We start from the raw sequence: 18101 nt of genomic DNA, 5'->3' as shown, positions 1-18101 counted from the left end.
AACACCACATTCGCGAACCCGATCACGATCGGCGTCGCATACATCAACAACATCACCGTGCCATGCATGGTGAACAACTGATTGAACTGCTCCGTCGACAAAAACTGCATCCCCGGATGCGCCAACTCCGCACGCATCAACAAGGCCATCAACCCACCGATCAAAAAGAACACAAAACACGCGACCAAATACATGATCCCCAACGTCTTGTGATCCGTCGTCGTGACCATCTTGTACACAAACGAACCCTTGGCCCCCGACCGCGCCGGAAACGGCCGCTCCGGCACCACCGACACCGGCTGCTCAACAGCTGTCACGAATCCTCCTCATCACGCCCGATCACGCCAGGTCACGCCGACTCACTGCGGTCGCGGCTGGGCCGGGATACGGTCGGTTTCCTCGATCCTAAGCCCCAACAGCCCCAGAGCTGAGCCGGGCGAGAAAGATCCGTTCAGACCAGTGGTCGCGCCGGGCGCACGCGCTGGGTACCGGTGTCGACCCGCCAGGAGGCATCCAGACGAATACCCGAGCGCGGATCCTCCTTGGCCACCAGGTGCCAGTGATCCATCTGTACCCCTGCCGGGGTCACCTCGAACACCCCGTACCCGTGGCGATCGAGGTCGACGTACTTGACGTGGTGGTTCAACGCCGACAGCGCGTCGCCCGCGACGGCTCCCGCGGTCCCCTCCGGGGTCTTGGTCAGATCGTCGATGTTCGCCGCGGTCACCGAGGTGACCACCAGCTCGGTGGCCACGGTGCCCGCGCCGGGGTAGTTCGCCGCGTCGACCGGGACGTCGCACGACCACGACGAATGGATGTCACCGGTGATGAAGACCGTGTCACGCACCCGATGATCGCGCAGCGCACCCACCAACCGATCGCGGTCGGCGGTGTAACCGTCCCATTGGTCGGCGTTGTAGGTGACCCCGCCCCGCGGCAGGCCCAACATCTGCGTCAACGCGGCCGTGGTCCGGGGTTCCAGCGGTGGGAGCAGCGTCGGGGTGATCATCACCGGATTGCCGACGACCTTCCACTGCGCGGTGGAGGTGACCAGGCCACCGGTGAGCCAGGCCATCTGGTCGGCGCCGGTGATGGTGCGATCGGGAGCGTCGACCCGGGCGCCGTTGGTGGACGTGGCCTGCTGCGACCGGTAGGTGCGCAGATCGAGCATCGATAGCTCGAGCAGCCTCCCGAAACGCAGGCGCCGGTAGATGTGTCGGTTGTTCGGGGTCCCGGCCGGCCGGACCGGCATCCACTCGTAATAGGCGCGCTGGGCGGCGTCCCGCCTGCTCTGCCAACTGCCCTCGGTGGCCGGCTGATGATTCTCCGCACCGGTGTCCCACGCGTCGTTGGCGAACTCGTGATCGTCCCAGGTGCAGATCCACGGAACCCGCAGGTGCGCGGCCTGCAGATCGGGATCGGCCTTGTACTGCCCGTGCCGGGTCCGGTAGTCCCGCAGGGAGACCAGCTCGTTACGCGGCTCGTAGGGCCGGATCACGCCGTACTTACCGGTGTATCCACCGGTCCTGTACTCGTAGATGTAGTCACCGAGGAAGATGACCGCGTCGAGGTCGCGGCGGGCCGCGAGATGGCGGTAGGCCGCGAAATAGCCCGATTCCCAGTTCGCGCAGGACGCCACCCCGAAACGCAGCCGGGCGACGTCGGCGGTGGCGGCCGGCGCCGTACGGGTGGTGCCGGTGGCCGACCGACGACCGTCGGGCAGCGAGAACCCGTAGTGATAGGTGGTGGCCGGGGCGAGACCGGCCACATCGGCCTTCACGGTGTGGTCCGCGGCGACGGTGGCGAGGACGGTGCCGCTGCGTACGACGGACCGCAGCTCGGGATCGGTTGTCACCACCCACCGCACCGCGACGTCGGGCCCGACACCCGAGCCGGGGGTCGCCTGTGGGGTGGGGGTGACGCGCGTCCAGATGATCACCGCATCCGGGGTGGGGTCACCCGAGGCGATGCCGTGCCGGAACGCACCGGTACCCGGGTCGGCGTGGGCCAGGACGTCGGTGACCGACGAGGCGGCGGCGACGGTGGCGGGGACGCCCGCGGCGGCGACACCGGACGCCTGCAGGAAATGTCGCCGGGTCAGCGTGGGATCGGGTCGCGACGGTTCTTCGGACACCGCCGGAATTCCACCCGCACCTGCGGGACACGTCAAGCGGAGCAGCCGCCTCGTCGGATGAACAGTCGGTGTACTCGCCCGGATCAGCGTGCCGTGGCCAGCGGATAACCGCGGGCGACCGTCCGGGCCAGGATCCCCAACGTCGCCGACAACGACTCCGGTCGGACCACGGGGAACACACCCTTGTCTCGCCAGTCCTCACGGATGTCGGACCAGTCGTAGAACGACGTGACCCGGGTGCCGTCGCCCTCGGGTTCGAGCCGGTAGCCGTACACGTGGCCGATGGGCGGGCGCACCGTGCCCACCACGGTCCAGGAGATCTCCCGGTCGGGTTCCAGCGTCAAGATGGTGACGTCCACGTCGTAGAGGCCCATCGGGAGATCGCCGAGCGCCTCGCGGTCCATGTGCACCACGAACGAGTCACCCGCGGTGGCCACCCGACGGCCGTCGGCGGACATCAGCATGCCCGAGCCGTCGATCGCGACGTGACCCTGCGGGTCGGTCAGCACGGCGAAGATCTCGTCGGGTGGTGCGACGATGTGGCGGTCGACCTCGATGCGGTCTTCGCTCACTGACCGTCGGCCGTTCCCTGCCCGCCGCCGACCGCGTGGTCGCGATTGCCGTGATAGTCGTCATCGGGATTGGCGTCCTCGGCGGCCTCGTAGACGCGCTCCTCCTCGGCCAGTTCCGCCGAGTCGTCGACGGATGATTCCTCGTTCTCGTGCGGAAAGGTCATGTTCGCCTCCTGGGATGAACGGCCGGTCACCCCACCGTACGTGCCGCCACGCAGCCGGATGCCGGTCTGCGTAGCGGAACGATGTGCGGATCACCGTCGCGTAACCGCACCGCGGTCGACCGCAGGTCCGGGTCGCCGCGCCCGTCGGCGCGGTGGTGCCCGCCCAGTGAGGCCGTCCGGGCCAGTGCGGCGGCGACCACCACGCGAGCGGTCGACAGCAGCGCCGCGTCCTCGTGGTCGCCCGGGGTGCGCAACGGGCGCGACTCCACCTCGGACAACGCCCCGGCGAGCGCGTCCAGTTCGACGCCGGTGCGGCGCAATCCGGCGGCCTCGCTCATCGCATCCTGCAGCGCACGGCGGTCGAGTCGTGGAGCGGATTCCATCAGATCGCCCGCCGCGACCGCGGTGCGGCCACCGGCGCGATCGGCTGCGGTTCGTGCCGCCCGTAACCCGGTCACCAACCCCTCCAACAGACTGTTGGACGCCAGTCGATTGGCACCGTGCAGGCCGGTCCGCGCCACCTCGCCGACCGCGAGGAGTCCGGACACCGCGGTCCGACAGCCTTCGTCGACCACCACCCCGCCGCACTGGTAATGCGCGCCCGGTTGCACCGGGATACGCCCCCCGGCGAGATCGAGTCCGGCCGCCCGAACACCCGCCGAGACGGTGGGGAAACGCTCCTCGAACCCGCTGATCGCGCCGACGTCGAGGAAGACGTGGTCGCTACCGGTACGGCGCATGGCCGTATCCACCGCACGGGCCACCACGTCGCGCGGTGCGAGGTCACCACCGGGGACGTCGGCGGTCACCGCGCGGCCGTGGGCGTCGACCAGTCGCCCACCCTCGCCACGGACGGCCTCGCTGACCAGGGCGCGCCTACCCCGCCGCCCAGCGGGTGTCCACAGCATCGTCGGATGGAACTGGACGAACTCCAGGTCGGCGACCTCGGCACCGGCGTGCAATGCCAGCGCAACACCGTCTCCGGTGGCGCCCGCCGGGTTGGTGGTCGCCGCGAACAGGTGGCCCGACCCTCCCGTGGCCAACACGGTGGTCGGGGCGGCCACCGTGGCCACGGCTCCCGCGTGATCGATCACGGTGACACCGACCACGGCGCCGTCGTCGGCACGCAGTACGCCGGTGACCGTGGTGGAGAACATCACCCGCACCGAACCCGACGACTCCGATCCGACTGTCGTCCACCGCGTCACCGCCTCGGTGAGGGTGCGTTGCACGGCCGCACCGGTGGCATCACCGCCGGCGTGGACGATCCGGCGGACACCGTGACCTCCCTCCCGGGTCCGCGACAACCGACCCCGGCGGTCGAGATCGAAGCGGGCGCCCCAGCCGATCAGCTCGGCCACCGCGGCGGGCCCTTCGGCGAGGATCGACCGTGCCGCAACCGGATCGGTGAGTCCGGCACCGGCGGCCACGGTGTCGGCGAGGTGCGCATCGATCGAGTCACCCGGTCCCACCACCGCGATACCGCCCTGCGCGTAATGGGTCGCCGTCCCGGGTTCCCGAGGCACCCTCGGCGCCTTGGACACCACCACAACCCGTAGGCCGAGTTCGGCCGCGGCGACCGCGGTGGTCAGGCCACCCACCCCGGCCCCGACCACCACGAGGTCCGCGGACCATCCTGTTGTGCGTGCGGCCACGACATACTCCTGCTGATGAGGGTCCCCGCGGGGAATTAATTTTCGACTCTAAGTCGAAAACCTTGTGCAGTCCAGTGCCGACGCGTCCTACCGCGCGGCCCGGTCAGTCGAAGTCGTTGTCGCCGGACCGTGCGGCCCGTTGCCGAGCACTGTGCATCAGCTTCTCCGCCAACGACAGCGCCTCCGCGAACTGATCGGGATTCTCGGCTCGGCCCCCACCGACGGCGATGGCCGGTGGCATCGCACCCGACGACGTCTTCAGCGAGCGCTCCCGTAACGTGGCCACCGCCAGATTGGCATCCCACTGTTCGTCCATCGGGACCATCAACACGAACTGATCGACGGACCATCGCGCGCAGATCCCGTAATGCATCCGGGCGATGCCGCGCAGGATCTCGGAGAACCGAATGACGTACTCCTCGAGCACCTGCCGACCGTGACGCGCGGCGATACCCTCGAAATTCGTGAGTTCGATGGAGGACAGGCTGGCTGGGAAGAGGAAGCTGTCGTGCGATTCGATGCGTTCGTAGATGCCCTGCCGATTGAGCAACCCACAGAGTGGATCGTGGGTGCTCTCCCACCATTCGTCCTCGGGGATGTCTCCGGTCAGCGGATGTGAATCCTCCACGCAGACCAACAGCATCGGTTCATTTTCCACCGTGACGCGTGTCTTCAAGATCGTCAATTCGACGACCGACCCATCGGCGCACACGAGTTTGCGCTCCGCTCGCAGCGAGCCCTTGGTGCCGCCAGCGAGCCGCGTGAGGTCACGCCTGCGCTCGATGACGGACTCCGGGTGCATGACCGATTCCACCGCGACGCCGTCGAGATCCGTTGGCAGATAACCGAGATTCAACGAGAACGCACCATTGGTGGCGACGAAGACATCGTCGTGATCGTAAACCGCGGCCGGCACATCGAACACCTCGACGAGCGCATGCGCTGCGTACTCGCGCGATGAGGCCACGACGTTGCTCCGATCATTCAACGGTTGTCGCCACCCTAGTACACATGGCGCGTGCACCACCGGCCTTGCGGTGCAAGGGGAGCTCGCAGAGTTCGGATCGGCACGTCGAGGTGCGTGCATACTGGACACGTCCGGGATCGAATCAGCACGAGTCGAACCCGCAGGTGTTCACAGCCGTCTGATCACACAGAGGAGTGAGAAGATCATGGCCATCGCCTCCATCAACCCCGCCACCGGTGAACTGCTCGAGGAGTTCGACGCATTGACCGATGCCGAGGTGGAATCACGCCTCGCGACCGCCGCACGCGTGGCCGTCGAGTACCGCGGCACAGATGTCGCCCAACGCGCGCACGGCTTGCGCTCCGCCGCGGACATCCTCGACGCCGAGGTCGACACCCTCGCCGGGACCATGACCGCCGAGATGGGCAAGACACTGTCGGCGTCCAAGGCCGAGATCGCCAAATGCGCCAAGGGTCTCCGCTTCTATGCCGACCACGGTGCCGACTTCCTGGCCGACGAGGCCGCCGACGCCGGGGCCGTCGGTGCGTCGCGCGCTTTCCATCGCTACCAGCCGCTCGGAGTGGTGTTGGCGGTCATGCCCTGGAACTTCCCTCTCTGGCAGGTCATCCGCTTCGCCGCGCCATCGTTGATGGCGGGCAATGTCGGCCTGCTCAAGCATGCGTCCAACGTGCCCCGTACCGCGCTCTACCTCGAGGACCTGTTCACGCGTGCGGGGTTGCCGAAGGGCGCCTTCCAGACCCTGCTGGTCTCCTCCTCGCAGATCGAGGCGATCCTGCAGGACAGTCGGGTCGCCGCAGCCACCCTGACCGGCAGCGAGGGCGCCGGACGCGCCGTCGGCCGCACCGCGGGGGAGGCGCTGAAGAAGGTGGTGTTGGAACTCGGCGGTTCGGACCCGTTCGTGGTGTTGCCGTCCGCCGATCTCGAGAAGGCGGCGCAGACCGCCACCACCGCGCGGTGCCAGAACAACGGTCAGTCGTGCATCGCGGCGAAGCGCTTCATCGTGCACCAGGACGTGTACGACGACTTCATCGCGAAGTTCGTCGCCCGGATGGGGGAACAGAAGGTCGGCGACCCCACCGACGAGTCGACCGCCGTGGGCCCGCTGGCCACCGAACAGGGGCGTCAGGACGTCATCGACCTGGTGGACGATGCCGTGGCCAAGGGAGCCGAGGTGCTGTTGGGCGGCACGGTGCCCGACGGACCGGGCTGGTTCTACCCGCCCACGGTGATCGCGGGCATCACCGAGGAGATGGACCTGTACGCCGAGGAGGTGTTCGGCCCCGTGGCCGCGGTCTACAAGGCCGCCGACCTCGACGAGGCGGTGCGGTTGGCGAACGTCACCCGCTTCGGACTCGGATCCAATGTGTGGACCACAGATCCGGATGAGATCGAGCGGTGTATCGATGATTTCGAGGCGGGGCAGGTGTTCGTCAACGGGATGACCACCTCGTACCCGGAGTTGGCCTTCGGCGGGGTCAAGGACAGCGGTCACGGTCGCGAACTGACGCGTCATGGGATGCACGAGTTCTGCAACCTCAAGACCGTGTGGGTCGGCTGATGCGCCGCATCGCTACCGTCGTGCTGTTGGGGCTGCTCACCGCCCTGGGGGTGTCCACTGCGACCGCGACCGGCGCGCCGGGATATCAGTTCCTACAACCGATCCCGAAACTCGACGCACAACGCTACCTGGGTGCGTGGAATCAGGTGGCCGCCGTGCCGCAGCCGTTCAACCTCGAGTGCGCACGCGACACCGTCGCCACCTACGGACTGGTCGACAAGACCGACATCAGCGTGCGGAACCGCTGCACCCGCTACAACGGCACCCGCAGCGGGATCGACGGCAACGCCCGGGTCGTGGACACCCGCACCGGTGCACAGCTGCACGTCAGCTTCCCCGGTGTCCCGTTCCAGGATTCGAAGACAGGCCCGCCCAACTACATCGTCACGTACATCGCGCCGGACTACTCGTGGGCGTTGGTCGGCGACCCGATCCGGGTGTCGGGCTTCGTGCTGTCGCGATCGGCCACCGTCAGCGCCGCGCAGTGGCGGACCATCCGATCGGTGATCCGGTCCCGCGGGTACTCCGACTGCCTGTTCCTCACCTCACCCACCTCGGTTCCCGGTGGGGTCATCGGCATCCGGCCGCTCTGCACCCTGTGACCGAAACACCTCAGTGGGAGCGCTGATCGCGAGCGGCCAGGATCAGACCGAAGCGTTCCCGCGGGTCCGTCCAGAAGTCGGCCACCCGGAATCCCGCGGTGGCGAGTTCGGTGGTGATGCCGTCGCGGCGGAACTTGGCGGAGATCTCGGTACGGATGCTCTCCCCGGCGCTGAACGGCACGTCGATATCGAGGTCGTCGACACGCACGGTGAGATCGCGGCGCGCGCGTAACCGCATCTCGATCCACTCATCCTCGGGGTTCCACACCGCCACATGCTCGAAATCGTCGAGGTCGAAGTTCGCGCCGAGACGACCGTTGAGCACGGTCAGCACGTTCTTGTCGAACGCCGCGGTGACCCCGTCGGCATCGTCGTAGGCCGCTTCCATGACGTCGACGTCGGTGACCAGCCCGACGCCGAGCAGCAGGGTGCCGCCGTCGTCCAGCGACCCCGCCAGGGCCCCGAGGAACTCCGCGCGCTCGACCGGGTTCAGATTGCCCAGGGTGCCGCCGAGGAAGGCGATCATCCGTCGGCCCGAGTGCGGGAGCGCGGGGATGGCGTGGGTGAAGTCGCTGACGATGCCGTGTACCCGGAGTGTCGGGAACTCCGTCTGGAGTTCGGTGACCGCCTGCGCGAGCGCGCTTTCCGAGACGTCCTGCGGGACGTAGGTGTTCAACGCACCCTGGTCGACAGCGGCGCGCAACAACACCCGGGTCTTCTCCGACGAGCCCGAACCCAGTTCGACGATGGTCTCGGCGTCGGCCGCGGCGGCGATGTCACCGGCGTGCCGCTCCAGCAGCGACCGTTCGGTCCTGGTGGGGTAGTACTCCGCCAGTGCCGTGATGTCGGTGAACAGTTCACTACCGCGCGCGTCGTAGAACCACTTGGGCGGTAGCGTCTTCGGACTCGACGACAGTCCGGTGAGGACGTCGGCGCGCAACGAGTCCTCGATGTCGGCGTCGGTGATTCGGATGTCGAGCGACGGTGCGGACAACAGCTACTCCTGTGTGTAAACGGGGGCGGGTTCGCCGACGGCAGAGAGGACGACGGGCTCGCCTATGGTGGCGGTGACAAACGATCCGTCGGGGACTGACCGCCACTGCCCTTCGGTGGTGTTCCCGGGGGTGGCAGCACCCAGAGGTTCCGAGGCCACCCACACCGAGGTGTCGTCGACACGGACGGACAGCGAATGGTGGACTGCGGTGGCCCACACCGTGGTGCCGTCGCTGAGCAGCAGGTTCAGCCGTGATCCCGGGGCGGCGGCCAGCACCTCCTCGGTGAGTTCGCGGAGTGCGACGTCGGGCGGGCGGGTACGCAAGGCGTGCTGCAACAAGACCCACAACGACGCCGAGTCGGTGGCCGCGGGCGTCCGCATCCAGTCGACTGCCGGGACCGATTCGCCCAGTGCGGCCAACGATTCCGGCCAGTCTCGGACCACCCCGTTGTGGCTGAAAGCCCAGGTGCCGTCGCTGAACGGGGCATTCGCGGTATGCGTGATCGGCATACCGATGGTCGCCGAACGGATGGCGGCGACCACCGCGGTCGACGACACCTCGGTGAGCACCTCGCTGACCGCCGGGTCGTTCCAGATGGGTTGCTGCGACCGGTGACTGCGGGTACCGGATCGCGACCACCAGGTGGCACCGTACCCGTCGGCATTCATCACCGCGTCGCATCGCATGTCGTTCGGCGCCCACGACTGTTCCAGCAGCGAGTGCGATCCCGTGGTCAGCACGTCGGAGATCGTTCGTGCCGGTCCGAGATAGGCGAGATGCCTACACATGGCGTCCCGTCATCCGGCCACCACGTCGCGGGCACAGCGGAAGCCCGCGAAGATCTGCCGCCGGATGGGGTGGTCCCAGTTACGGAACGTGCCGCGGACGGCCACCGGGTCGGTGCCGAAGGATCCGCCGCGGAGGACCTTGTAGTCGCCGCCGTGGAACACCTCCGAGTATTCGGCATAGGGGAAGAACCGGAATCCGGGGTAGGAGTGGAAGTCCGACGACGTCCACTCCCAGACGTCGCCGATCATCTGCTGCACACCGGTCGCCGACGCACCGTCGGGGTAGGCACCGATCGCGGCGGGCTCGAGGTGCGTCTGGCCGAGGTTGGCGCGGCGGTCGTGGACACCGGCCTCCGGGTGCTCGTCACCCCAGGGGTAGGTGCGCGACGAGCCCGACGTCGGATCCCAGCGCGCCGCCTTCTCCCACTCGGCCTCGGTGGGCAGGCGTTTGCCGAGCCATCGAGCGCAGGCGTCGGCCTCGAACCAGCTGACGTGCACGACCGGTCGGTCGGGGTCCACCGGACCACGCTGCCCGAACACGTCGTGACCCCATCCGTCACCGTCTGAGTACCAGAATTGCGGTGCGGTCAACCCCGCCTCCACGCGGTGCTGCCACCCCCGCTCGGACCACAGTTCGCGGCGGTCATAGCCACCGTCGGCGATGAAGTCGAGATATTGGCCGTTGGTCACGGGGAACGTGTCGATCGCGAAGGCGGGCACGTCCACGGTGTGGGCGGGACGTTCGTTGTCCAGGGCCCACGGGTCCACCGAGGTGCCCATCTCGAATGTCCCCGCCGCGACGACGGTCTCGGCTCCCGGACGCAGCGAGGTGGCCGGCCGCGGTGTCGGCGGGGCGTGCAGAACCGGCGCACCGACCCGCAGTTGATGGGTGGCCAGCATGGTCTCGTCGTGCTGCTGTTCGTGCTGGGCGACCATGCCGAACGCGAAACCGCCCTCCACCAGACGATTTCCGGCGAATCGGGTGTTGGAGAGCACGTCGAGGGCCTCGTCGCGCACGGATCGGACGTAGGCACGTGCCTGCGTCGGATCGAGCAGCGGCAGCGCGGGCCGGTTCTTGCGCGGCGTCTTGAAGGCGTCGTACATCTCGTCGATGTCGGCGCGCACCGATTCGCGACCCCCGACGTCACGGACCAGCCAGAGTTCTTCCTGGTTTCCGATGTGCGCGAGGTCCCAGACCAGCGGGCTCATGATCGACGAGTGCTGCGCGACGAGGTCGGCATCGTCGACGGAGTCGGTGAGCAGCTCGGTGCGCGTCCGGGCCCGCTGCAGGGTTCGCGCGACCCGGTCCCTGAGGTGCTCGACGTCGTCGGCGGCCTGCCGGCCGGCGCGGTCATCGGTGATGCTCATCCTGCGAACTCCGTTCTGATCGGCGTGGATGCGCTCGGGGGCAGGCCGTCGGCGCACCGGCGGGCCTCCGCCCCGAACAACGTGGACTCGTCACCGGTTGCTGTGTCGGCGGCCAGGGTCAGCAGCTGTGTCGCGATGTCGCGCAACTGTTCCGACTCCAGACCGCAGTGCGCGGCGTCGTACCAGAGGTCGGCGCCGACCGAGGCCACCGCGGTCGCCTCGGCTGCGGTGTCCGGGTCGTGCAGCAGGGTGGCGATGACGGCAACCGGGACGTGCCAGCGACCGTCGGGTTGTCCGTCGAGGTAGCGCACCTCCAGATGGCCCTGGGGTCGCACCATCGGGAACAGCGTGGTCAGGTGGTGGTGGAGATCGGCGGTGGTGGGGCGACGGTCGACGACCTCGTCGAGGTGACCTTCCACCCAGTCGCCCAGAGTGGCGTCGGCGGGTGGTTCGACGAGGCCCTCGGGCGTGCCGATGCCCAGCAACGGTGCGTCGAGGGCCCATTCCGGATAGCGGGTGGTCGGGTCGGTGACGGTGGGTATGCCGGTGCGGTGCGGGTCGAGATTGAACCAACATCGCATCCGTTGCGACATCCACACGTCGTCGTCTCCGTGCAATCGCGGCGAATTCGCATATGCGGCAACCAGGGCGGGACCGATGACGTGCAGGGTGTGCCACCGCCGGTTCACCTCGGCGGGGTCGGCGCCGGCATCCAGACATACCTGTACGGCAGTGGTGTTCGCCATCATCTGCAGGCCGAAGGGGCCGAATCGGGTGAACCGCCGCTCCATCAGCTCGTAGCGCCGGGTGGGCAGGATTCGTAGCGGTGGCCGACCACTGTCTGCTCCGCCTCCGGACATCCGCAGTCCGTGGGTGGCGAGCACAGTGGCGAGGTGGCGTTCGTCGGCGGTCACCGCGTCGATGAGGGAGGAGTGAGCGGGGCGGGGAGCACTGGAGAGCTCTACCTGCCCGCCGGGTTCGACGGATACGACGCTTCCATCCGGAAGCGGTAGATGGGGCGAGGCGGGGGCGATCGAGGTGGGCGCGTGCGGGCCGAGGGCCGCGGCCAGAGTCGCGAGGTCGGGGCGGGCGCCCGTGCGGGAATGGGTGAACCACTCGACCTCCGCACCGACGAGCCGCGGTGGGCCGAGCTTGAAGCACACCTTCTCGAGGTATGCCGCGGCGGCGGGCCGGCTGCTGAAATGCAGATCGGTGTGCATGCAACCTTCGATTCGCTTCGAGCGCCGTGCGCGGCACGACGGAGATGCTGGTTCGTCCTCGATGCTACGGACCTCATCAACTCAACCGGCTTGTCGAGGGCAGCGCCACCTTTTTCGCGATCCGACGTGGTCGTCGGCATCGGCCGTCAGCAAAGTCACAGCTCACGAGGTTGATTAACACAGTCGTAACACACACGATGGAACGGAATCACCAGTACGAAGTTCAAGGAAAGACCCATGTCGTTCACTCAGTACCGTGCCGGCCGCCGCCACGCGCGAGACCTCCGTCGCCTGTATGCCCACGTCTCCAACCTCCCCGCGGGTGTCGCCCGGGATGAGTTGCTCGTGATCGCTCAGCGCCGCGAACTCGACGCCAGTCACTGATCGCGCCGTCACTCAGGCGGCCAGGGGTTGGTCGTCGGGTGGGTGGCCGAGGGGATGGGGTGTAGGTCGAGTCCCCGTCGACTCGCCGATCGACCACACCCGTCCTACCGTCGACCGATGAGCACAACTTCGGAGACCACGGCATCCGGGCGATCGCTGACGGCAGAGACGGCGCCGTTCTGGTCGGACGTCGATCGGCACATGGTTCGGTACGGACCGCGTTTCTCGCCTGAGATCATCGTGTCGGCGAAGGGCAGTCGCCTCCGAACAGACAGTGGTCGCGAGCTACTCGATTTCACCTCGGGTCAGATGAGTTCGATTCTCGGCCACTCGCATCCCGACATCGTGGCCACCGTCTCGTCACAGATCGCCACCCTCGACCACACGTTCAGCGGGATGCTCTCGCGACCGGTGGTCGAGCTGGCCCGTCGACTCGCCGACACGCTGCCCGCACCGCTGGAGAAGACGCTCTTGTTGACCACCGGCGCGGAGTCCAACGAGGCCGCGATCCGCATGGCCAAACTGGTGACCGGACGATACGAGGTGGTGTCGTTCTCCCGCTCATGGCACGGGATGACACACGCCGCCGCAGCTGCGACCTACAGCGCGGGCCGACGGGGCTATGGTCCCACCGCGCCGGGCAATCTGGTGCTGCCCACCCCTGACTCCTTCCGCCCCGACTTCCGCACCGCGGACGGAGAGTTCGACTGGCGGCGGCAGCTGGACCACGGGTTCGCACTCGTCGACGCCCAGTCCACCGGTTCGCTGGCCGCCTGCATCGTCGAACCGATCCTCTCGTCGGGTGGTGTGGTCGACCTGCCGGTCGGCTACCTCGCCGCACTCCGCGACAAGTGTCACGAGCGCGGGATGCTGCTGATTCTCGACGAGGCCCAGACGGGTCTATGCCGTACCGGTGACTGGTACGCCTTCGAACGCGACGGCGTGGTCCCCGACATCATCACCCTGTCGAAGACGCTCGGTGCCGGACTGCCGCTGGCCGCGGTGGTCACCACTGCAGCCATCGAAGAGGCCGCCAACGACGCCGGGTTCCTGTTCTTCACCACACATGTCTCCGATCCACTGGTGTCGGCGGTGGGCAACACGGTGCTGGACGTACTGATACGCGACGGGCTCGACACCCGCGCCGTCGAGCTCGGCGAGCGGTTGCGCACCGGTCTGCGCGCACTGCAGGGCCGGCACGGGGTGGTGGGTGACGTGCGTGGGCGTGGCCTGCTCCAGGGCGTGGAATTGGTGATTCCCGACGATGCGGCTGCCGACCCGACGACACTCGACCGACTGGGTGGCGCGGTGACGACCCGCTGCCTCGACCTGGGGCTGCACATGAACGTGGTCCAGCTGCAGGGGATGGGTGGCATATTCCGCATCGCTCCCCCGCTGACCAGCACCGACGCCGACATCGACGACGGTGTGGCGATGCTGGATCAGGCGATCGCGGAGGTTGCTGGCGAGTCCGGGTTGGTCTGATCACCAACGACGCCGGACCACCGCCTTGGATCCGGTGACCAGGCTCTGGGCGGGAACGTCGTCGGTGACCACCGCACCCGCGGCGACCACGGCGTCGGCCCCGATGGTGACACCGGGCAGGATCGTCGCTCCCGCCCCGATCCACACGTTCTCGCCGATGTCGATGGGCCCGCCGGTCAGCCACACCTTGCGATCGGCCGTGTCCACGGGGTGCCCGACGGTGATGAAGGTCGCCTTGGGGGCGATCATCGTCCGCTTCCCGATCCGGATGCCCGCATAGTCGAGGAACGTGCAGCCCTGGTTGACGAAGACGCGCTCGCTCAGGTCCAGGTTGAGCCCGTGGTCCGTGTAGAAGGGCGGGTAGATGGTGACGCCGTCAGGCAGTGGCCGACCCAGGATCTGACCGAACAGCGCGGCCTTGGCGGTGTCGTCCTCGAAGGGGAGGACGTTCAGCCGAGAGGTCAGCGCGGTCACCCGCAGCACCCGTTCGGACATGGACCGGAATTCGGGGCTGTGGATGCGCATCAGGAAGTCGTCGGCCATGATCGAGGTCTACCGGATCAGCCGTCGGCGGTTCTCGTCGGCCCTCGTCGACCAGGACGCGCCGCGCTGCGACTTCCGGACATGAGATGGGCCGGTACGGCATACCATCTCGGGTGAGCCACTTCTCGGCCACGACTCCCGTGGTCGCGCACAGTGCGGAGACGCAACATGGACACCTACCGCTTCGGGCCCGGCGTGGCCATCGGATACATCGCGACCGTCGTCGCGGCCATCGCGCTGTTCTTCGGCCTGTGGACGGGTACCGGCTGGTTGACGGTCCTGGCCATCGTCCTGTTCGTGGTCGTCGGCGCCTGGTGGCTCGTCATCCGCCGCCGCCTGTTTCCCCATGAGGGACGCCAACGCAACACCCCCTGATCGACTCAGCGCCCCTCGTCGTAGACCGGCCGGAATCCCCCGATCAGGGTGATGACATTGCCATCCGGATCGGCGATGGGTGCCAGTCGCACACCCTTGTTCGCATCAGCCGTCTCCCCCACCTCGACACCCCGTCCAGCCACGTCGGCCACCGCCGCGTCGAGATCGTCGACGGCCAGATTGACCTGCGCGTATCCCGCCCGCTCGGGGTCGACGAAGACCTGGACCCAGGCCCCCGCGAGGACCTGCCATTCGACGAGGGTCGGCATCGGGTTGTTGTCGGGGTCGCGGTCGAAGAGCCGGGAGTACCACTCGCGGGCGTTCTCGAGATCGCTCACGGGTACCACCGCCAATACGTGCTGCACGGTCATTCGTCGCGCTCCTCTCGGGTTGTCGTCGCTATCCGTACAGACCCTGGCGCGTCCGAATACTCATCGCTCGTCCCACTGATTCCGGCGAATTCAGGCCACCCGGGTGTGACCGGTTGTTCAATCGATGGGCAGCACCAGCCCGAAGGAACTCCCATGACATTCCCACATCAGGGTGAGACCGCGATCGGCCGAACCGACGAACTCCAACGACAAGAGGCGGCGTACGAGGCCGCTCAGCACGGTCCCAGAGACCTGCACGACCACGCCGTCGGTGGGTCACAGGGCACCGCTGACGGCGCCTGAGCACACGCCCCGACAGCAACGAGCCCGGACAGCAACAGGCCCGGCGAACTCATCGTCCGCCGGGCCTGTGTGTTCTGCTCGCTCGAGGTCAGCTGGTTCCCAGCGCCGGAGCGATGGTGGTGGACCACGACTGATGCAGTCCACGCTGCCAGTACGGCCACCAGTGGTCGCCCACCGGGCTGAGCTGCGTGGTCAACCGGACGCCGGCCGCCTGGGCGATCGGCACGAACAGCCGGGTACTGATGCCTGCAGCGGTCTCCAGCGGGACCAGCTGGGCGAACAGCGTCGGATTGAACCTCGGGCTGGCCGGGTTGATCGCGTCGTCACCGCCGCCGGGCAGTCCCGCACCGGCAGAGAGGTAGACGGACTTGCCGCGCAGCGCTCCGACGTTCAGCGACGGGTCGTTGCGAACCCACTCGCCCGCGGGCCACGGACCCCACATGTTCGCCGGGTTTCCGCCGACCTGGGCGACCGCCACCTGAATGCCCTGCGCGAACCCGGGAGCCGCGATGATCGGGTAACCGCTGTACGACGCCGCCGCCTGGTAGAAGCCGGGGTGGTGGGCGGTCAGGTTCAATGCCGAGGTACCGCTCATCGACAGTCCGGCGATGGCGTTGCGTCGACCGTCGCTGCCCTGGCCGCGCATGTAGGCCGGGAGTTCCCTGGTCAGGAAGGTCTCCCACTTCACCTTGCCCAGCACCGGGTCACGCTGCTCCCAGTCGGAGTAGAACGAGCCGGCGCCACCGAACGGCATCGCCACGTTCACGTTCTTGTTGGCGAAGAACGACCGGACGTCGGTGTTGATCAACCAGCCGTTGTTGTTGTTGGGGGCCCGCAGACCGTCCAGCAGGTACAGCGTCGCGGCGTTGTTCGTCCGTGCGTGGCTGATCCAGACCGGGATGTTGCGACCCATCGCGGCCGAGTAGACCTGCACCACATTCTGTGCGGCCGAGGCCGATCCGGTGCCGGTGATCACTCCACCGGAGACGACGGCGAGCAGGGCCAGAGCACCCACCGCCAGTCGATTCCTGAACCCCGCGGCTCTCCGCGGCATCCGGGTACGTAGCGCCATGAACTGTCCTCAGCTTTCCACACGTTCGACCGACCCAACGGAGAGTAACAGGTGCATAACAAACCGTCAGAATTCCGGTATGAACACCCGGTGAACCGCTACGCACCCCCGCACGCGGCACGGGTCCTGCCCCCCACAGCAATTCTCGTCCAGTCCCCTCAGGCTTTATACCGCACCGGCAGTGTTCGCGTTCGGGTCAGTCGGCCGACGCGGTCCCCGCGACGACTTCCCGGTTGGGTCGTGGGGAACGGATGGCCGCACAGAACACCGCGGCCACCACGCACAACCCGGCCGCCGCGTAGAACGCCACCGTGTAGCTGCCTTGCGCGTCGCGTACGTATCCGGCGCCGAAGGCCGCGATCGCCGCCCCCAGCTGATGGGCGGCGAAGATCCACCCGAACACCACCGGGGTCGCGGCTCCCACGTACTGCCTGCACACAGCGATCGTCGGCGGCACGGTGGCCACCCAGTCCAAGCCGTAGAAGACGATGAACACCCACGTGCTGGGGTTCGCGTGTGGCGACAGCAGCATCGGCAGCAAGACCAGGGAGACGCCCCGCCCCAGGTAGTAGACCACCAACAGGACCTGCGGGCGGATCCGATCGGTCAGCCATCCGGAGAACACCGTGCCTGCGACGTCGAAGACGCCGATCGTGGCCAGCAGTCCGGCAGCGACCGTGGTCGGCATCCCGTGGTCGTGGGCGGCGGGGATGAAGTGTGTACCGATCAGGCCGTTGGTGGTCATCCCGCAGATGGCGAAGCTGCCCGCGAGCAACCAGAACGCGGGCACCCGACTGCCGCGCACCAGGCCGCCGAAGGCGCCCGCGAAGGTGCTCACCGGGGCGGGTGGGGCGTCGGTGACCGCCGCCGCACCGAACGGGGCGACCCCGACGTCACGCGGGTGGTCGCGGATGAACAACGCCACCAGCGGCACCACCGACAACGCGGCCAGCGTGACGATGACCGAGGCCCACCGCCAACCGTGCGCATCGGTCACCGCTGCGATGACGGGCAGGAAGATGAGCTGTCCCGTCGCGCTGGCCGCGGTCAGCACACCGGTGACCAACCCTCGCTTCTCGACGAACCACCGCGTCGAGACGGTCGCCACGAACCCCATGGAGATCGCACCGGTCCCCACCCCGACCAGCACGCCCCACAGCAGGATCAGCTGCCAACTCGCGGTCATCAGAGTGCCCAGTCCGGTACCCGCTGCGATCAACAGCAACGCGGTAGCCAGCACCGGCCGGACACCGAAGCGATCCATCAACGCCGCGGAGAACGGAGCGGTGACCCCGTAGAGCGTCATGTTCACCGACATCGCCGCGCCGACGGTCGCGTGCGACCACCCGAACTCCATGTGCAGCGGATCCATCATCACGCTGGGCACCGCGCGGAACCCCGCCGCACCCAGGATGGCGACGAAGGCGACGGCGGAGACGATCCAGGCCCAGTGCGGGCGCCACGCCGCTCCGGGACGATCATCCGGTGCTCGTCGGCCCGCAGAACGGTTCAGCGTGGTCATGT

At 67.9% G+C, this 18101-nt stretch carries 20 protein-coding genes; 6 read left to right on the top strand and 14 right to left on the bottom strand.

What is annotated here, in order from left to right:
* The 6 genes from BW971_RS10780 to BW971_RS10755 all read right to left on the bottom strand — a co-directional run.
* The coding region (locus BW971_RS10780) for a cbb3-type cytochrome c oxidase subunit I (RefSeq protein ID WP_200799411.1) at positions 1 to 317 on the bottom strand (317 nt) is incomplete at its 3' end.
* 134 nt (positions 318 to 451) lie between these two features.
* Complete coding sequence (locus BW971_RS10775) at positions 452 to 2134, bottom strand: alkaline phosphatase D family protein (RefSeq protein ID WP_083709701.1); 1683 nt, start codon at positions 2132 to 2134, stop codon at positions 452 to 454.
* A gap of 83 nt (positions 2135 to 2217) precedes the next feature.
* A complete protein-coding gene (locus BW971_RS10770; protein WP_076479356.1) occupies positions 2218 to 2706 on the bottom strand; it encodes an SRPBCC family protein in 489 nt (162 codons plus the stop codon).
* Positions 2703 to 2870, bottom strand: coding sequence for a hypothetical protein (locus BW971_RS21690; protein WP_200799410.1), 168 nt, complete (start codon positions 2868 to 2870; stop codon positions 2703 to 2705). The genes BW971_RS10770 and BW971_RS21690 overlap by 4 nt, the downstream gene beginning before the upstream one ends.
* Positions 2871 to 2896: 26 nt before the next feature.
* The gene (gene nadB, locus BW971_RS10760) at positions 2897 to 4525 is read right to left on the bottom strand and encodes an L-aspartate oxidase (protein WP_076479352.1); all 1629 of its coding nucleotides are present in this window, start codon (positions 4523 to 4525) and stop codon (positions 2897 to 2899) included.
* A 103-nt stretch (positions 4526 to 4628) separates the two neighbouring features.
* Positions 4629 to 5492 (bottom strand): sensor domain-containing diguanylate cyclase, encoded by an 864-nt coding sequence (locus BW971_RS10755; RefSeq protein WP_076479350.1) that lies wholly within the window; start codon positions 5490 to 5492, stop codon positions 4629 to 4631.
* A 205-nt stretch (positions 5493 to 5697) separates the two neighbouring features.
* On the opposite strand from BW971_RS10755, the gene BW971_RS10750 reads away from it, so the two are divergent.
* A complete protein-coding gene (locus BW971_RS10750; protein WP_076479348.1) occupies positions 5698 to 7071 on the top strand; it encodes an NADP-dependent succinic semialdehyde dehydrogenase in 1374 nt (457 codons plus the stop codon).
* On the top strand, positions 7071 to 7673 hold the full coding sequence (locus BW971_RS10745) for a lipocalin family protein (RefSeq protein WP_076479431.1): 603 nt from the start codon (positions 7071 to 7073) through the stop codon (positions 7671 to 7673). Before BW971_RS10750 ends, BW971_RS10745 begins: the two co-directional genes overlap by 1 nt.
* 10 nt (positions 7674 to 7683) lie before the next feature.
* On the opposite strand, the gene egtD is transcribed toward BW971_RS10745, so the two are convergent.
* The 4 genes from egtD to egtA are packed head-to-tail and all read right to left on the bottom strand — an operon-like array spanning position 7684 to position 12044.
* Positions 7684 to 8667, bottom strand: coding sequence for an L-histidine N(alpha)-methyltransferase (gene egtD, locus BW971_RS10740; RefSeq protein ID WP_076479346.1), 984 nt, complete (start codon positions 8665 to 8667; stop codon positions 7684 to 7686).
* A 3-nt stretch (positions 8668 to 8670) separates the two neighbouring features.
* Positions 8671 to 9456: an ergothioneine biosynthesis protein EgtC gene (egtC, locus tag BW971_RS10735; RefSeq protein ID WP_076479344.1), complete on the bottom strand. Its 786-nt coding sequence runs from the start codon at positions 9454 to 9456 to the stop codon at positions 8671 to 8673.
* 9 nt (positions 9457 to 9465) lie between these two features.
* Entirely contained in the window at positions 9466 to 10824 is a 1359-nt protein-coding gene (gene egtB / locus BW971_RS10730) for an ergothioneine biosynthesis protein EgtB (RefSeq protein WP_076479342.1), read from the bottom strand.
* Positions 10821 to 12044 (bottom strand): ergothioneine biosynthesis glutamate--cysteine ligase EgtA, encoded by a 1224-nt coding sequence (gene egtA, locus BW971_RS10725; protein ID WP_076479340.1) that lies wholly within the window; start codon positions 12042 to 12044, stop codon positions 10821 to 10823. Before egtA ends, egtB begins: the two co-directional genes overlap by 4 nt.
* A gap of 237 nt (positions 12045 to 12281) precedes the next feature.
* On the opposite strand from egtA, the gene BW971_RS21685 reads away from it, so the two are divergent.
* On the top strand, positions 12282 to 12428 hold the full coding sequence (locus BW971_RS21685) for a hypothetical protein (protein ID WP_200799409.1): 147 nt from the start codon (positions 12282 to 12284) through the stop codon (positions 12426 to 12428).
* Positions 12429 to 12629: 201 nt separating this feature from the next.
* Positions 12630 to 13913, top strand: coding sequence for an aspartate aminotransferase family protein (locus BW971_RS10720; protein ID WP_076479429.1), 1284 nt, complete (start codon positions 12630 to 12632; stop codon positions 13911 to 13913).
* On the opposite strand, the gene BW971_RS10715 is transcribed toward BW971_RS10720, so the two are convergent.
* A complete protein-coding gene (locus BW971_RS10715; protein WP_076479338.1) occupies positions 13914 to 14456 on the bottom strand; it encodes a DapH/DapD/GlmU-related protein in 543 nt (180 codons plus the stop codon).
* 168 nt (positions 14457 to 14624) lie between these two features.
* Here BW971_RS10715 and BW971_RS10710 point away from each other — a divergent pair, with 168 nt between their 5' ends.
* The gene (locus tag BW971_RS10710; protein WP_076479336.1) at positions 14625 to 14831 is read left to right on the top strand and encodes a hypothetical protein; all 207 of its coding nucleotides are present in this window, start codon (positions 14625 to 14627) and stop codon (positions 14829 to 14831) included.
* Positions 14832 to 14836: 5 nt separating this feature from the next.
* Here the strand turns inward: BW971_RS10710 and BW971_RS10705 are convergent, their stop codons facing one another.
* Positions 14837 to 15202 (bottom strand): VOC family protein, encoded by a 366-nt coding sequence (locus BW971_RS10705; protein WP_076479334.1) that lies wholly within the window; start codon positions 15200 to 15202, stop codon positions 14837 to 14839.
* A 153-nt stretch (positions 15203 to 15355) separates the two neighbouring features.
* On the opposite strand from BW971_RS10705, the gene BW971_RS21680 reads away from it, so the two are divergent.
* On the top strand, positions 15356 to 15505 hold the full coding sequence (locus BW971_RS21680) for a hypothetical protein (protein WP_200799408.1): 150 nt from the start codon (positions 15356 to 15358) through the stop codon (positions 15503 to 15505).
* A gap of 88 nt (positions 15506 to 15593) precedes the next feature.
* Here BW971_RS21680 and BW971_RS10700 read toward each other — a convergent pair whose 3' ends face one another.
* Positions 15594 to 16577 carry an alpha/beta hydrolase gene (locus BW971_RS10700; RefSeq protein ID WP_407701212.1) on the bottom strand — a complete coding sequence of 328 codons (984 nt, stop codon included), beginning with the start codon at positions 16575 to 16577 and terminating at the stop codon, positions 15594 to 15596.
* 196 nt (positions 16578 to 16773) lie between these two features.
* A complete protein-coding gene (locus BW971_RS10695) occupies positions 16774 to 18099 on the bottom strand; it encodes an MFS transporter (protein ID WP_076479427.1) in 1326 nt (441 codons plus the stop codon).
* Positions 18100 to 18101 lie beyond the last annotated feature (2 nt).

It is taken from the genome of Williamsia sterculiae, assembly GCF_900156495.1.
Lineage (GTDB): Bacteria > Actinomycetota > Actinomycetes > Mycobacteriales > Mycobacteriaceae > Williamsia_B > Williamsia_B sterculiae.
Note: the sequence above shows the minus strand (reverse complement) of the source record. Positions and strands in the feature narration are given on the sequence as shown.

Coding starts and splice junctions, on each gene's coding strand:
- egtA (WP_076479340.1), bottom strand. CDS start 12,044: ATGCACACCGATCTGCATTTCAGCAGCCGGCCCGCCGCCGCGGCATAC.
- BW971_RS10710 (WP_076479336.1), top strand. CDS start 14,625: ATGGACACCTACCGCTTCGGGCCCGGCGTGGCCATCGGATACATCGCG.
- egtB (WP_076479342.1), bottom strand. CDS start 10,824: ATGAGCATCACCGATGACCGCGCCGGCCGGCAGGCCGCCGACGACGTC.
- BW971_RS10700 (WP_407701212.1), bottom strand. CDS start 16,577: ATGGCGCTACGTACCCGGATGCCGCGGAGAGCCGCGGGGTTCAGGAAT.
- BW971_RS21690 (WP_200799410.1), bottom strand. CDS start 2,870: ATGACCTTTCCGCACGAGAACGAGGAATCATCCGTCGACGACTCGGCG.
- BW971_RS21680 (WP_200799408.1), top strand. CDS start 15,356: ATGACATTCCCACATCAGGGTGAGACCGCGATCGGCCGAACCGACGAA.
- BW971_RS21685 (WP_200799409.1), top strand. CDS start 12,282: ATGTCGTTCACTCAGTACCGTGCCGGCCGCCGCCACGCGCGAGACCTC.
- BW971_RS10745 (WP_076479431.1), top strand. CDS start 7,071: ATGCGCCGCATCGCTACCGTCGTGCTGTTGGGGCTGCTCACCGCCCTG.
- BW971_RS10720 (WP_076479429.1), top strand. CDS start 12,630: ATGGTTCGGTACGGACCGCGTTTCTCGCCTGAGATCATCGTGTCGGCG.
- BW971_RS10695 (WP_076479427.1), bottom strand. CDS start 18,099: ATGACCACGCTGAACCGTTCTGCGGGCCGACGAGCACCGGATGATCGT.
- BW971_RS10705 (WP_076479334.1), bottom strand. CDS start 15,202: ATGACCGTGCAGCACGTATTGGCGGTGGTACCCGTGAGCGATCTCGAG.
- BW971_RS10715 (WP_076479338.1), bottom strand. CDS start 14,456: ATGGCCGACGACTTCCTGATGCGCATCCACAGCCCCGAATTCCGGTCC.
- BW971_RS10750 (WP_076479348.1), top strand. CDS start 5,698: ATGGCCATCGCCTCCATCAACCCCGCCACCGGTGAACTGCTCGAGGAG.
- egtC (WP_076479344.1), bottom strand. CDS start 9,456: ATGTGTAGGCATCTCGCCTATCTCGGACCGGCACGAACGATCTCCGAC.